Source organism: Eikenella sp. NML070372 (assembly GCF_001648415.1).
Lineage (GTDB): Bacteria > Pseudomonadota > Gammaproteobacteria > Burkholderiales > Neisseriaceae > Eikenella > Eikenella exigua.
The window spans coordinates 70,219-83,959 of sequence record NZ_LXSN01000003.1; the positions used below are offsets into that span (position 1 = coordinate 70,219).

The window sequence follows — 13,741 nt, forward strand, 5'->3', positions numbered from 1 at the left end:
CAAAATTAGAAGCGGAAGTGAGAGAAGGCTTTGTTGGCTTCAGCCATGCGGTGTACTTCTTCACGTTTTTTCATGGCACCGCCACGGCCTTCTGCGGCATCAATCAACTCACCGGCCAGGCGCAAATCCATGGATTTTTCGCCACGTTTGCGGGCTGCGTCGCGCACCCAGCGCATTGCCAAGGCCAAACGGCGGGAAGGACGAACCTCAACAGGAACCTGGTAGTTGGCACCACCAACACGGCGGCTTTTCACTTCCACGATGGGTTTGGCATTGTCGATGGCTTCGTTAAACACTTCGATTGCTTCTTTGCCCTGTACTTTCTTGGCAATTTGTTCCAGAGCACCGTACACGATGCGCTCGGCAACCGATTTTTTACCGTCAACCATCAAGACATTCATAAACTTGGTCAGTTCAACGCTGCCGAACTTCGGATCCGGCAATACGTCGCGCTTGGGGACTTCTCTACGTCTTGGCATTTCAATTTCCTTTAATCTATTCAGCTGGGATGATTCCCGCGAATGTCCATTGGGGAGCATTCACTTACTCGGCCGGCTTATATCAGCAATAACGGCCGACGTGCCTGTATTAAAAAATTATTTCGGGCGTTTGGCACCGTATTTGGAGCGTGCCTGTTTGCGGTCTTTCACGCCGGCAGTATCCAAAGAACCACGAACAGTGTGGTAGCGCACACCCGGCAAGTCTTTTACACGACCGCCGCGGATCAGCACCACGCTGTGCTCTTGCAAGTTATGGCCTTCACCGCCGATATATGAAATCACTTCAAATCCGTTGGTTAGGCGCACTTTGCACACTTTACGCAAAGCGGAGTTCGGTTTTTTCGGAGTAGTGGTGTACACACGGGTGCATACGCCGCGTTTTTGCGGGCAGGCTTCCAGTGCGGGCACCTTGTTTACGTACTCGGGCTTTTTGCGGCCCTTGCGTACTAACTGGTTAATAGTTGGCATATTTTCTCGTCCTGTTGAGTTAAATATTTGCCGACACCATGCCGGCAAGAGCGGAATTATAGTTCTTTTGCAAGCAGCGGGTCAATGGCAGCAGCGGAATATACCTTAGCTTCTCGTGGTTTACGGACGGGTCTGTTGTTTTCTGCACAGAAGAAAAGAAGCCCCTCCCATCAGCCAGCCAAACAACGAGGCTACCTGAAACTGTCCCAGCCTGTTTTCAGGCAACCCTAAATAGCAGGAAAACTCCTTGTCGCATCTGTTGCCCTAGCTTTTTATACAACGCACCCATGTGGAAAATATATGTAAGAAGCCACCTGAGAACCGTTACTGGAATTTTAGCTTCGCGAGAACACCACTTCACCGTGTTTTCAGGTAGCCGCTTATGGCTATATATTGAGCATCCGCTTTTAGCTTTACCAAACCCCCTGCCTCTAGCAGCAAGACCCAGTCACAGCTTTCAGGTAGCCTTTACCTTATCGCGCTGCGGATCACTCCCATAATGCTGCGGGTAATGCTGCGGGTGATCTGCTTGTTCACCTGGCTGCCGAGCGAATCGGCCAAATCGTAGCCCAAGCCTTGGTTGGCGCGCTTGCGGCTGCCGAACAGGCCGCCGAGGAAGCCGTCCAGCACGCCGCCTTTGTTGCTTTCGGCTTTTTGGGCAGACGCGGCTGCGGCATTTTGCGCTTTGGCTTCGGCCTCAGCCTGAGCGACGGCGGCCTGTTCCTGTTCCAGCTGCTGCAAGGCTTCGTAGGCGGAGAAGTTGTCCACCGCATCTTTGTAGTGGCGGTAAAGGATGTCGTTTTGGAAACGGCTGTCGCGTTCGGCGGCGGAAAGCGGGGCAAGCTGGGATTGCGGCGGCAAGATGAAGGCGCGCTCCACGATTCCGGGCATGCCTTTTTCATCAAGGAAAGACACCAGCGCCTCGCCCACGCCCAGTTCGGTAATCGCCTGCGCCACATCGAGATTGGGATTGCTGCGGAAGGTTTCGGCAGCGGCACGCACGGCTTTTTGATCGCGCGGGGTAAAGGCGCGCAGGGCGTGCTGCACGCGGTTGCCGAGCTGTCCGAGCACGGAGTCGGGCAAATCGAGCGGGTTTTGGGTAACAAAATATACGCCCACGCCTTTGGAACGGATCAGGCGCACCACTTGCTCAACTTGCTTGAGCAGGGTATCGGCGGCATTGTCGAACAGCAAATGAGCCTCATCGAAGAACATGACGAATTTGGGTTTGTCCAAATCGCCGGCTTCGGGCAGGGTTTCAAACAGTTCGGCCAAAAACCACAGTAAGAACGCGCTATAGAGGCGCGGCGAGCGCATCAGTTTTTCGGCATTCAGGATATTGATTACGCCCTGCCCGCCTTCGGTTTGCAGCCAGTCTTGCAGATTAAGCTCCGGCTCGCCGAAAAACACATCGCCGCCCTCGCTTTCCAGCTGCAACAGCTGGCGCTGGATGGCGCCGACACTGGCGGCGGAAACATTGCCGTATTGGGTGCGGTATTCCTTGGCGTGCTCAGCCACGTATTGCAGCATGCCGCGCAGGTCTTTCAAATCGATCAGATGCCAGCCTTTGTCGTCGGCGGCTTTGAATACCAGGTTGAGCAGGCCTTCCTGCGTGTCGTTCAACCCCATCAGGCGGGAGAGCAGCAGGGGGCCCATTTCGGAAATGGTTACGCGCACGGGAATGCCGGTTTCGCCGTATACATCCCAAAAGCGCACCGGGCAGCCTTTCAGGTAGCCTTCCGCATCCAACCCGAATTGGGCCATGCGCTCGCCCACTTTGCCCTGCCCGTCGCCCGGGTTGGCGATGCCGGAGAGGTCGCCCTTCACGTCGCTCATAAACACGGGGATGCCTTGCGCGCTGAAGCCTTCGGCCATTTTGCGCAGGGTAACGGTTTTGCCCGTGCCGGTAGCCCCGGCAATCAGGCCGTGGCGGTTGGCCATCTGGCCGAGCAAGAATAAATCGCGGCCTTCGGCCACGGTTTTGGCAATGTGGAATTCAGCCATTGCGCTTCTCCAACTGGAATTGATAACGGGCGGTATTGTAACGGAATTAGAGGCTCGGGCGGGGAATTTGTTTGGCGGCGGGCAGACGTGGTTTCAGCCAGCCTTCCTCCTAGTATCCCACAGGCTACCTGAAAAACAGCACTCCGCCTTGAACACTATTTTTCAGGTAGCCTCTTCCCGGCAAACAGCGCATAATACGCCCGTTTGCCAACCCGCCCGGAGCCACCCATGCCCAACCCACTCTACGGCCAGCACCTCATCTCCATTCCCGACCTGAGCAATGAACAGCTCGAATGCCTGCTGGATACCGCCCTGCGCCTCAAGCGCGAACCGCGCCGCAACCTGCTTGAAGGCCGGCTCATCGGCTCCTGCTTCTTCGAGCCCTCCACCCGCACCCGCCTCTCCTTCGAAACCGCCGTACAGCAGCTCGGCGGCAAAGTTATCGGCTTTTCCGACGGCGCCAACACCAGCGCCAAAAAAGGCGAAACCCTGGCCGATACCGCCCGCATCATCTCCAGCTACACCGACGCCATCATCATCCGCCACCCCAAAGACGGCGCCGCCCGCGTGCTGGCCGAATTCTCCGCCGTGCCCGTCATCAACGCCGGCGACGGCACCAACCAGCACCCCAGCCAAACCCTGCTCGACCTAGTTACCATCCAAGAAACCCAAGGCCGGCTGGATAAGCTCGTTATCGCCATGGCCGGCGACCTCAAATACGGCCGCACCGTCCATTCCCTCGCCCAAGCCATGAAACGGCACCAAGCTGAATTCATCTTCATCTCCCCGCCCAGCCTCGCCATGCCCGACTACATCACCGAAGAGCTCGACGAAGCTGGCTGCCGCTACCAAATCCTGCCCAGCCTCGAAGAAGCCGCCCGCCACGCCGACATCCTCTACATGACCCGCGTGCAGCGCGAACGCTTCGACGAACAAGAATTCGCCAAAATCCAAGGCAAATTCAACCTCGAAGCCGCCACCCTCGCCCAGGCCAAACCCAACCTGCGCGTGCTGCACCCCCTACCCCGCGTCGACGAAATCCATCCCAACGTAGATGGCACGGTTTATGCTTACTATTTTGAACAAGCAAAAAACGGTGTATTCGCACGCATGGCCATGCTGTCATTAGTGTTAAACGAAATAATCTAACCCCGGTATCTAGGCAGATTGCCTAAAAGCCGATCCCCTAACAAAAGTAATATAAAGGCTGCAAACCGGCCTGATTTGCGGTGTTGGCGAACATCATCGACTTGCTTGAATGACTAAATTCTGTCTAGCAAAGGAAATTGAATAATGCACGTAAAAAACATGTTAGCCGTTATGTGCCTGGGCGTACTGGCCGGCTGCGGTGACGGCAAAAGCAGAGATGGACAATCAGTACAGTCGATACGATTTGCCAACGGCAGTGGCAGTTCAGGGCAATCATTGACAATGTCCGTCCCTATGAAGCAACAGAGACAGAATCAAGAGCAGCCTCAAAATCAGCCACATCCGCAACCGCAGCCTCCGCAACCGCAGCCTCCGCAACCGCAGCCTCCGCAACCGCAACCTCCGCAACCGCAACCTCCGCAACCGCAACCTCCGCAACCGCAACCTCCGCAACCTCCTTCCAACGGTTGCGAAAATGCGACTGATGCGTCAGGACAATGGCGCAGCCTCAAGTGTTATGAGTTTAAAGATAATAATGTGCCAAATGATTGGGAGGCAAAAACCATACTCAACCATTTAGGCAGCCACCTCTCTTATCTTCCCGGAAATATTGGATTCGTAAATAATGATTTCGCCAGAATTACCACACGCCGCCATTGCGTGCGGAACGACAGCGAAGCCCTAACCGACAGCAACACTAGGGAAACACCCTGCCAGGCCGGTGAGAAAACCAAATACTCAAGCGGCAGATTGGAATCCAAACCCATAGTTGATGCCAGCAAACCCTTCCGCGCCGAAATCCGCGCCCTAATCAACTGGAACGGCTCAAGAGGCATGCGCACGGCGCTATGGATGCGCAATAGCGAAACCTTGCAAAATTGCGGCAGCAACCCTGCTGCCAACGACCCCTATGGTGAGCTCGATATTCTCGAGTGGTATTCCTCTGCACGGGCATATGCTTGGTCCTCAACACACGCCAGCTGTTTCTATAGCCACAAAAGAGGCACTTGGCGCACGCGCGTTTTCGCACACCGTTTGGAGCAGCACATCAATCGGCAAGCCACACCGTTAGATGGCGGGTGGCATGTATGGGCAATCGAGTTTGACGGCCAGAAAGTGCGCTACTATCTAGACGGCAAGCTCATCCCCGTGTCCCACTACACGGTGGACGACAACACCACAGTGGACGTTATCGACCGCAGCCGCACCGACGAATCAGGCGGCTACCCTTCCACCATGCCTGATGAAGACTTTGCAAAACTCAACGTCAACCGCCAAATGCTGGATCAGATATTTAGAACCAAAGGCCCTTGGTATTTCATTCTGAATGACTACGCGGAATGGGAAGACAAGCTCAAGCCACCACGCCCCACCGATAACTTCCGCATCCAAACCACCTTGATCGACTACGTGCGGCTGTATCAGAAAAACTAACCAGCTCTTGCAGGCTACCTGAAATTTCAGGTAGCCTGTATTCCATCCAATCCCCATCGGAAATCCAAATGGACAAGAAAAGACTCAGCGTCGAAGCCATCGAAAACGGCACCGTTATCGACCACATCCCAGCCGGCCTTGCCCTCACCATCCTGCGCCAATTCAAGCTACTGCACGAAGGCTGCGCCGTAACCGTCGGCTTCAACCTGCCCAGCAAACGACACGGCCGCAAAGACATCATCAAAATCAACGGCATCAAACTCAACGAAGCCGCCGCCAACCGCCTCGCCCTGTTCGCCCCCGAAGCCACGGTAAACCTCATCACCAACTTCAAAGTCGAACAAAAAATGTTGCTCAGGCTGCCCGAAACCATCAGCGAAGTCTTCCGCTGCCCCAACCCCAACTGCGCCAGCCACAGCGAACCCGTTGCCAGCCGCTTCTACGTACGCCGCCTAGGCAACCAAACCCGACTCAAATGCCACTACTGCGAAAAAACCTACGACCGCAGCCTTGTAACCGAAGCTTGAAACGGTAGGCACAACAAAAGCTACCTAAATTTTCAGGTAGCCCCCTATAGTAAACACCCTCATATCCAGATATAATTTAACTAATTTATATACTTAACCTAACAAGGAGAACTGCCATGAGTTCTGACGAACGCTACCTCCCCCCGCAAAGTGAAGACCTTGGCTCACGTACCGGCCAAGAAGCCCCTGCCTTATGGAACCCGAACGCAGCTGCCTGCTGGTCACTGCTGTTTTCCCCTATTTTCGGTGCCGCGCTGCATATGTTCAACGCCCGCGCCATGGGCGATGCCGAACTGGAAAAGCTGAATAAGGGCTTTATGTGGGGCACGCTGGCCGTACTGGTGATCGCGATCCTCCTCGCTATTTTCTCCGGAATAAAAGCCAACTTTGTCGGTATTGCTGCACTCGGTGCCTGGTACGGCGCCGTAGGGCGCAAGCAAGTGGCCTTAGTGAAAGAACGATATGGCTCAAACTATCCACGTCGCTCATGGGGCAAGCCCATATTGTTCGGTATCCTCGGCATCGTCGCGTTGTATGTTTGTATCTTTATCTTGCTTTTTATTGCCTCTTAACGAGACCTAAATCAAGCCGTATCCCCCTTTCAGGTAGCCTTAGGCTACCTGAAATTTTGCACTTAACCCCCGGAAAATCTTTTATGCCTCCATCCCTCACTTGGCACACCTTCCCCACTCCCACCGCCCAAGCTGCCGCACTGTCCGAAGCCGTAGCCAACTGCCTGCGCGATTGCCTGCACACACAAGGCCATGTCGTACTGGCCGTATCCGGCGGCCGCTCGCCCATAGCGTTTTTTGAAGCCCTGGCGCAACAAAAACTGGATTGGCCGAACGTCACCATCACCCTGGTGGACGAGCGGCTCGTGCCGCCACAGCACACCGATAGCAACGCCGCGCTGGTGCGCCGCCACCTGCTGCAACACGCCGCTACAGCCGCCCGCTTCCTGCCGCTGGTGAGCGAACAAACCGATGTGTCCGACCCCGCCGCCGCCCTGGCCGAAACCGAGGCCGGCTTTCCCATGCCCGACATCGCCGTGCTCGGTATGGGCACGGACGGCCACACCGCCTCGCTGTTCCCGCAAGCCCCGCAGCTGGCCGCAGCCGTGTCGCCCGACTGCCGCACCAAACTGGTACACACCAGCCCGGTTACCGCTGCACACGAACGTATCGGCATGAGCCTAAACACGCTCGCCGCCGTACCGCAGCTGTTTTTGTCGATTCAGGGCGCAGACAAACGTGCCGTACTGGAACAGGCTGCCGCCACGACCACGAGCGAATATCCCATTAGCCTGCTGCTGCACCAAACAAACGTACGCTGCAAAGTGTATTACATCGATTGAAACGGCGGGATCGGTAACAAGCTTTCATGCCCGGCCATGCCATGCTGAAAGGCTACCTAAACTTTTCAGGTAGCCTTCTTCTATTGCAAAAAACAATCCATAGTCTTTGACAATTTTTAACTGCTATCCTAATATTTGTCCGAGGCCTGCTGGCGAACAACAGGCCTGTATTTAATTGTTTCTTTATTTTCAATGGGGATAAGCCATGATAGAAGTGAACAGCTACTACACCCTGATTGCGGCCACTTTGGTGCTGCTATTAGGCAAACTGATGGTTAGCAAAATCAAATTTCTGCGGGATTTTAACATTCCCGAACCGGTGGCGGGCGGCTTGGTGGCAGCCATCTGCCTGTTTAGTCTGCATAAATTTACAGGCATCGGTTTCCAGTTCCAAAAACCACTGCAAGATGCGTTTATGCTGATTTTCTTCACCTCCATCGGCCTGAGCGCGGACTTCTCCCGTCTGAAAGCCGGCGGCATTCCATTGGTGGTGTTTACCGCCATCGTGGGCGCATTTATCTTTATTCAAAACGCTATCGGCGTGGGCTTGGCCAGTGCCTTCGGCCTACACCCGATGACCGGCCTGATTACCGGCTCCATCACCCTCACTGGCGGCCACGGCACGGCAGCTGGCTGGGCGCCCGATTTAGTCAAATACGGCGTACCTGCCGCAGCCGAGCTGGGCTTGGCTTCGGCCACCTTCGGCCTAGTAGCCGGCGGCTTAATCGGCGGCCCAGTTGCCCGCCGCCTCATCAACAAAATGGGGCATAAACCCTTGGATTCCGAAACCGTACAGGCTGAACACCTGCGCTGTGCCGACGACGATCCGGACAACAACACCGACAATATGTTTGAACGCGCCGAGCAAACCCGCCTGATTACCGCCACCTCGGCCATCGAAACCTTGGCCATGTTTGCCGCCTGCCTCTCGTTTGCCGAAATTCTGGACGGCATCGACAAACAATACCTGTTCGACCTGCCAAAATTCGTGTGGGCGCTGTTTGGCGGCGTGGTGTTGCGCAACGTATTGGTAAGTGCGTTTAAATTCAATATGTTCGACCGCGCTATCGACGTATTCGGCAACGCCTCGCTCTCGCTCTTCCTAGCCATGGCTCTGCTGAACCTGCAACTGTGGCAGCTGACTGATTTGGCAGTGAAAGTAACCATTATCCTGCTGATTCAAACCATAGTGATGATTCTGTATGCCACCTATGTCACCCACGTATTCATGGGCCGCGACTACGATGCCGCCGTACTGGCCGCCGGCCACTGCGGCTTCGGCCTCGGCGCCACCCCCACGGCCGTGGCCAATATGCAATCCATCACCGAACGCTTCGGCCCTTCACACAAGGCCTTCCTGATTGTGCCGCTGGTGGGCGCGTTCTTCGTGGACATCATCAACGCGCTGATTTTATCGGGCTTCGTGAACTTCCTGAAATAAGCCGCCCCGATGTGAGCAAACGGCATCCATCCAGCGGCCGAGTGCGTTTCGAAACCTGCGACTACTTTACCGACCAAATCCAAACCACCGCCGACACCTTTGACCCTCTCAACTGGAACCGCATTAATCCCGCCACCAGACTCCTGTTTGTGGAAAGCGCCGAGCCGGGAGGCACCCTACCGGTACAGGCATAGCCGGCAATCGGCTGGAACGCGGACGCATCAACATCGTGCCGGCGGAAGACGGCCACATTGTCTTGTTTGGCTAAAGTGCACCTGCCGCCCAACCCGATGATCGGCGTTATTATCGGTACCGCACAATCAACTGTGGCACGCCCTATGCACACGGCGGCAATATGGGGACCGAAACCATCACCGAAGGCATCACATTCCTCTTGCCGATAAATGTGCCCGGCGCACTGCTGGCCATGGGCTATTTACATGCTGGCATGAGCGGCGGCGAGGTGGGCATCTCTGGCTTGGAAATCAAAGGTGTGATGGAAGTGGAAGTGAGCGTCATCAAAAGCCCCCTCTATCCCCTGCCACTAGCTGTTACCACCGACTGCTGTACACCATCGCCTCCAGCCCCGATTTGGACCAAGCCGCCGAAACCGCCACCCTAATGGCCACCGGCCTACTCACCGCCCACGGCGGGCTCGACACCAACCAAGCCATCACCCTGCAAAGCATCGCCGGCGATTTGCAGATTTGCCAAGTGGTCGACCCAACAAAACCTGCTGCTTCGCCATACCGCGCACGGTAACGGAACAATTAAGGATGGAGAGGATGGAGTTGCCGTAACACTTTTGGCCTAGGACTAAAACGACAAAAGGCTACCTGAAAAAGGGAAACCTGTTTTCAGGTAGCCTTTGGTTTATTGGCTGCTGTTGTTGCCTTCGCTGCCGGTTTTCCCGCTTGAAGGCGGGAGGGTTACGTTGAGGCGTTGCAGGGTTTCCTGCAATACGGGTTTGTCGCCGCCTTTGCGCTGGGCGGCTTGCCAGATGGCAATGGCTTCGTTTTTACGGCCGAGTGTCCACAGCACTTCGCCGAGGTGGGCGGCAACATCAGCTTCGGGTAGTTTAGTGTGGGCGCGCTGCAAATATGGTAGGGCGGCTTGGGGCTGGCCTTGCTTGAACAGCACCCAACCCATGCTGTCTTGGATTTCGGGTGAATTTGGGCGGCGGTGCAGGGCTTGCTCGATGTAGCGGCGCGCCTGCTCTAGGTCAGGATTGGGCAGGGAGAGCATGGTGTAGCCGAGGGAATTGAGGATGTCGGGGTTTTTGGGCACGAGTTCTTGTGCCTGTTTGAGGTCGGCCACGGCTTTTTCGGGCTGTTGCAGGCGGTCGGCATACAGGATGGCGCGCTGCTCGAGGATGATGGCGATCATGCCGGGCGGGGCGGAGTTGTCGCTGTAGCGGCGATAGAGGCTACGTATGCTGTTGAGGGCTTCGGCAGGCGGCTGCTCGCGGGCGATGCGCAGGTGGGCAACGAGGAGGTCGTCGGCATTGAAGATGGCATTGCTGCGGCCGGCCGATACGATGGATTCGGCACGCAGCAGGGCATCTTCGGCTGCCGGCCAGTTTTTCTCGGCCTCGGCAATGCGCGCTTCTAGGATGTGTTTGTCGAACTGGGCTTCGGGGGCGCTGGCGCGGTTGAGCCAGTTGCGGCTTTCGGCTATGTTTTTGTCTTCAATCAGGCGCATGGCGGCAAGCAAGGCGGCGCGGCTTTTCTGCTGCTGGGTGCCGTGCAGGTAGGCTTTTTCAAAGTAGTTTACGGTAGTAGCCACGGGCTCTTTGCGACGCACAGAGAGGATGCCGGCTTGAATATAGAGGTCGGCATCGGGAGTTTTGGCCAGCATATTTTGCAGCAGTCGGTAGGCTTCTTCTTCGCGTTTGGCGGCGATGAGGGATTCTACTTGCAGGTTTTGCCACATGAGGGAGAGGTGGCGGCTGTCAGCGTGGCGGAAGAAGTATTCGAGTACTTCAGGCTGGCGCTGGGCAATCAGGCGCAGGGTGATGCTGGTGATGGGGCGGATGTCGCTGTCGAGGCGGGAGAGGCGGCGCAGGGCGGCGTTGGCGTTGGCCGTGCGGTTGGCGTGGGCGGAATAAATGGCATCGGTAATGGCGGCCTCAGCCAGGCCGGGGAAGCGGCCGGCGGCTTGGTGCACGAGGCGGGCGGTTTGCGCATCAGCGGCTTCAGGATGATAGAGGGCAAGCTGGGACATGCGCAGAAAGATGTTGCGCATGCGGTGGCGGTCGGTTTGGGTGAGGATTTCTGGCAGGCCGGCTCGCACCGTGGCGATATCGCCTTTGGCCGTAGCCACAACCCAGCGCATACGTTTTTGCTCGGTGGAAGGTTTGGGCTCAACTGCCTGCCAGTGTTCAAGCACTTGCTCGGCCAGGCGGACATCAGTGGCAAGGGCGATGTCTACGGCGCGCTCGGCCATGGCCGGGTCGTTGGTGCGACGGAACAAGCGCATATAGGCAGCGAGGGCGTCACTGCCTTTACCTTGCTGGAGGGCAATCTCGGAGGAGAAGGCCGTCATCAGATTGTTGGCGCGGTCGATGATTTGGCGGTGGGTAAGCGGGGTTTGCGAACCGGGTTTGCGCGGTGCGGGCGCGGCTTGGGCCGTCAACGGCAGCAGTAGGGTGGCGAGAGCGAGGGCGCGGATACGGGAATGCCGTGAAGACATGGTGGTTCCTTAGAATGGGTATGCGGTGGCGAGGCTACCTGAAAGCAGGACTTCAATGAAAGCTAAACCGCGAAGGGCGGAGTTTATAACGCAATCACGGACTGCTTACCAAAAGTCAAGCTTTTAGCGAGGATGGTTTGATTGTTTGTGTTCAAAGCGGGGCTACTTTACTTACTTGCTCCGGCAGCTCGATAATGTTTCCGCGCATATCTTTAATCGTCTTCGGTTCATTTGCGGTGGCTTTTAGACACAGCGTTAGAAACAAAGTGCCGTCGAGTGCCAAATTTTCTTTACGAAGATACTCTTTACTTTAGTATTGAAATCTTATAAAACATTTAGGGTTGCGGCACTGCGGTGTGCCCTAGGGGTTTATTCACCCCTTATTTAAATAAAAAATATCTCGGCGTCTTGTGCTTATACTCCAAATACTCCTGCCCATAAATTTGCTCGCAGTAGCGCTCCTCGCTTAGGACTAAGAGGTGGTTATACAAAACAAACGGCACTAGCACTATCAATAACCACAGCGATACCGAAGCAATGCAAACGCCCGCCATACCGAGGAAGAAAAAGAGATACATCGGATTGCGCGACAGGCGGTAGATGCCGCCTTGTGCGGCTTTGTCCACAGATGCCGCCGCATAATCGTAAAATGCCTTGATGAAGCCCGCAAAAGCCGCTACATAGATCACCGCTCCGATCCAAAACCACACGGTGCCTGCTTTAAGCGGCACGAACACCGACAAAATAAGCAACACCACTTGTAGTAGCGTGCTTATGATCGCATTTCGTCTATCTTCGGCGCCGTACCACGAGGTATCTGTGGCACGCCTGCCGACCTCTTTATAGATAAACATATACACGAATTGTATCAGCACCATCGCAAATGAGGGTATCCAAGCGCCCACTAAGCTAGGCTCAAGCGTCGTAAAAAATGAAATTCCCATGGGCGCTCTTTTCGCATTTATTTAAATAAAATTTTTACCACCATCTTGCGGTTTGAACTTCGTTGAAGTTTCGCTTTCAGGTAGCCTCTGCCGGTATCAAGCGACACAGCTTAAATGCGCATCGGCATCACGATGTATTTGAAATCAGCGTTGTCGGGGATGGTAAACAGGGTGGAGCGGTTGGCATCGCCGAAGGCCAGTTGGATGTCTTCGGCATGCACGTTGCGTAACACGTCCATCAGATAATTGATGTTGAAGCCCACTTCCAGCTCGGCACCCTGATAAGCGATTTCCAGCTCTTCACGCGCTTCTTCTTGCTCACTGTTGCTGCACAACACGCTCAGTAGGCCGGGGCGCAGCTGCAGGCGCACGCCGCGGAATTTTTCGTTGGCCAAAATGGCGGCGCGTTCCAGCGCGCCCAAGAACGGTTGGCGACCGAGCAGGAAGATTTTATCGTTATCTTGCGGAATCACGCGGTTGAAATCGGGGAATTTGCCGTCCACCACTTTGCTCACCACCACGGTGTCGTTGCAGCGGAAGCGCACTTGGTTGTTTAAGAGTTCCACGGTAACGGGTTCTTCGGGGCGGTTGAGCAGCTTGAACAGTTCGAGCACGGTTTTGCGCGGCAGGATCACTTCGGCTTTGGGCAAGTCGGCATCAATCACGGCGGCGGAGTAGGCCAGGCGGTGCCCGTCGGTGGCTACTAGGCGCAGATTGCTGCCTTCCACCTGCATCAACAAGCCGTTGAGATAATAGCGGATGTCTTGCATGGCCATGGCGTATTGCACTTGCGAGAGCATATTGCGGAAGGTTTCCTGCGGCAGGGTGAAGGCGGAAACCACTTCTTCGCCGATGCTCATCAGCGGGAAATCTTCGGCCGGCAGGGTTTGCAGGGCAAAGCGGGATTTGCCGGCCTTGAGGGTGAGGCGGTTTTGTGCCCAATCCAGCGCCACAATCGCGCCTTCGGGCAGGGCGCGCAGGATGTCTTGCAGTTTCTTGGCATTGGTGGTGATGCGGAAGTCTTCGGCATCGGTGTGCGGGCCATGGGTGTGGATTTGGATTTCCAAATCGGTGGCCAAAATATTGGTTTGCCCGCCGGTGCGCTCAATCAGCACGTTGGAGAGAATCGGCAGGGTGTGCTTGCGCTCCACAATGCCGGTAACGGCTTGCAGCGGTTTGAGCAGGGTGTCGCGCTCGGCTTCTAAAATCAACATACAGATTCCTTAGGT

The 13,741-nt window shown here is 55.7% G+C and carries 15 protein-coding genes; 9 read left to right on the forward strand and 6 right to left on the reverse strand.

Translation table 11 applies throughout. The features are described from left to right. Positions 1 to 5 precede the first annotated feature (5 nt). From rpsG to A7P97_RS00595, 3 genes are all read right to left on the reverse strand, one after another. Positions 6 to 479, reverse strand: coding sequence for a 30S ribosomal protein S7 (gene rpsG / locus A7P97_RS00585; protein ID WP_023887596.1), 474 nt, complete (start codon positions 477 to 479; stop codon positions 6 to 8). 117 nt (positions 480 to 596) lie between these two features. Further along, positions 597 to 968, reverse strand: coding sequence for a 30S ribosomal protein S12 (rpsL, locus tag A7P97_RS00590; protein WP_003824684.1), 372 nt, complete (start codon positions 966 to 968; stop codon positions 597 to 599). A gap of 468 nt (positions 969 to 1,436) precedes the next feature. Further along, a complete protein-coding gene (locus tag A7P97_RS00595; RefSeq protein WP_067529895.1) occupies positions 1,437 to 2,972 on the reverse strand; it encodes a helicase HerA-like domain-containing protein in 1,536 nt (511 codons plus the stop codon). Between the two features lie 228 nt (positions 2,973 to 3,200). Between A7P97_RS00595 and pyrB the strand changes: the two genes are divergently transcribed. The 9 genes from pyrB to A7P97_RS10320 all read left to right on the forward strand — a co-directional run bounded on the left by pyrB (position 3,201) and on the right by A7P97_RS10320 (position 9,639). Next, positions 3,201 to 4,121, forward strand: coding sequence for an aspartate carbamoyltransferase (gene pyrB, locus A7P97_RS00600; RefSeq protein ID WP_067529896.1), 921 nt, complete (start codon positions 3,201 to 3,203; stop codon positions 4,119 to 4,121). 660 nt (positions 4,122 to 4,781) lie between these two features. Next, positions 4,782 to 5,555: a family 16 glycosylhydrolase gene (locus tag A7P97_RS00605; protein ID WP_185737537.1), complete on the forward strand. Its 774-nt coding sequence runs from the start codon at positions 4,782 to 4,784 to the stop codon at positions 5,553 to 5,555. 68 nt (positions 5,556 to 5,623) lie between these two features. After that, on the forward strand, positions 5,624 to 6,082 hold the full coding sequence (gene pyrI, locus A7P97_RS00610; RefSeq protein WP_067529898.1) for an aspartate carbamoyltransferase regulatory subunit: 459 nt from the start codon (positions 5,624 to 5,626) through the stop codon (positions 6,080 to 6,082). Between the two features lie 116 nt (positions 6,083 to 6,198). Then, positions 6,199 to 6,654 carry a hypothetical protein gene (locus A7P97_RS00615; RefSeq protein ID WP_067529899.1) on the forward strand — a complete coding sequence of 152 codons (456 nt, stop codon included), beginning with the start codon at positions 6,199 to 6,201 and terminating at the stop codon, positions 6,652 to 6,654. 83 nt (positions 6,655 to 6,737) lie between these two features. After that, positions 6,738 to 7,436: a 6-phosphogluconolactonase gene (pgl, locus tag A7P97_RS00620; protein ID WP_067529900.1), complete on the forward strand. Its 699-nt coding sequence runs from the start codon at positions 6,738 to 6,740 to the stop codon at positions 7,434 to 7,436. A 205-nt stretch (positions 7,437 to 7,641) separates the two neighbouring features. Next, entirely contained in the window at positions 7,642 to 8,877 is a 1,236-nt protein-coding gene (gltS, locus tag A7P97_RS00625) for a sodium/glutamate symporter (RefSeq protein ID WP_067529901.1), read from the forward strand. A gap of 11 nt (positions 8,878 to 8,888) precedes the next feature. Beyond that, positions 8,889 to 9,071, forward strand: a complete 183-nt coding sequence (locus A7P97_RS10310) for a hypothetical protein (RefSeq protein WP_197474151.1) — start codon at positions 8,889 to 8,891, stop codon at positions 9,069 to 9,071. Positions 9,072 to 9,232: 161 nt separating this feature from the next. Beyond that, positions 9,233 to 9,499 carry an acetamidase/formamidase family protein gene (locus A7P97_RS10315; RefSeq protein WP_197474152.1) on the forward strand — a complete coding sequence of 89 codons (267 nt, stop codon included), beginning with the start codon at positions 9,233 to 9,235 and terminating at the stop codon, positions 9,497 to 9,499. Next, on the forward strand, positions 9,499 to 9,639 hold the full coding sequence (locus A7P97_RS10320) for a hypothetical protein (RefSeq protein WP_197484494.1): 141 nt from the start codon (positions 9,499 to 9,501) through the stop codon (positions 9,637 to 9,639). The genes A7P97_RS10315 and A7P97_RS10320 overlap by 1 nt, the downstream gene beginning before the upstream one ends. Positions 9,640 to 9,750: 111 nt before the next feature. Here the strand turns inward: A7P97_RS10320 and A7P97_RS00635 are convergent, their stop codons facing one another. The 3 genes from A7P97_RS00635 to dnaN all read right to left on the reverse strand — a co-directional run bounded on the left by A7P97_RS00635 (position 9,751) and on the right by dnaN (position 13,726). Beyond that, positions 9,751 to 11,568: a tetratricopeptide repeat protein gene (locus A7P97_RS00635; protein WP_067529902.1), complete on the reverse strand. Its 1,818-nt coding sequence runs from the start codon at positions 11,566 to 11,568 to the stop codon at positions 9,751 to 9,753. A gap of 380 nt (positions 11,569 to 11,948) precedes the next feature. Continuing rightward, entirely contained in the window at positions 11,949 to 12,512 is a 564-nt protein-coding gene (locus A7P97_RS00640; protein ID WP_067529903.1) for an isoprenylcysteine carboxylmethyltransferase family protein, read from the reverse strand. Positions 12,513 to 12,622: 110 nt separating this feature from the next. Next, the gene (gene dnaN, locus A7P97_RS00645; RefSeq protein WP_067529904.1) at positions 12,623 to 13,726 is read right to left on the reverse strand and encodes a DNA polymerase III subunit beta; all 1,104 of its coding nucleotides are present in this window, start codon (positions 13,724 to 13,726) and stop codon (positions 12,623 to 12,625) included. Positions 13,727 to 13,741 lie beyond the last annotated feature (15 nt).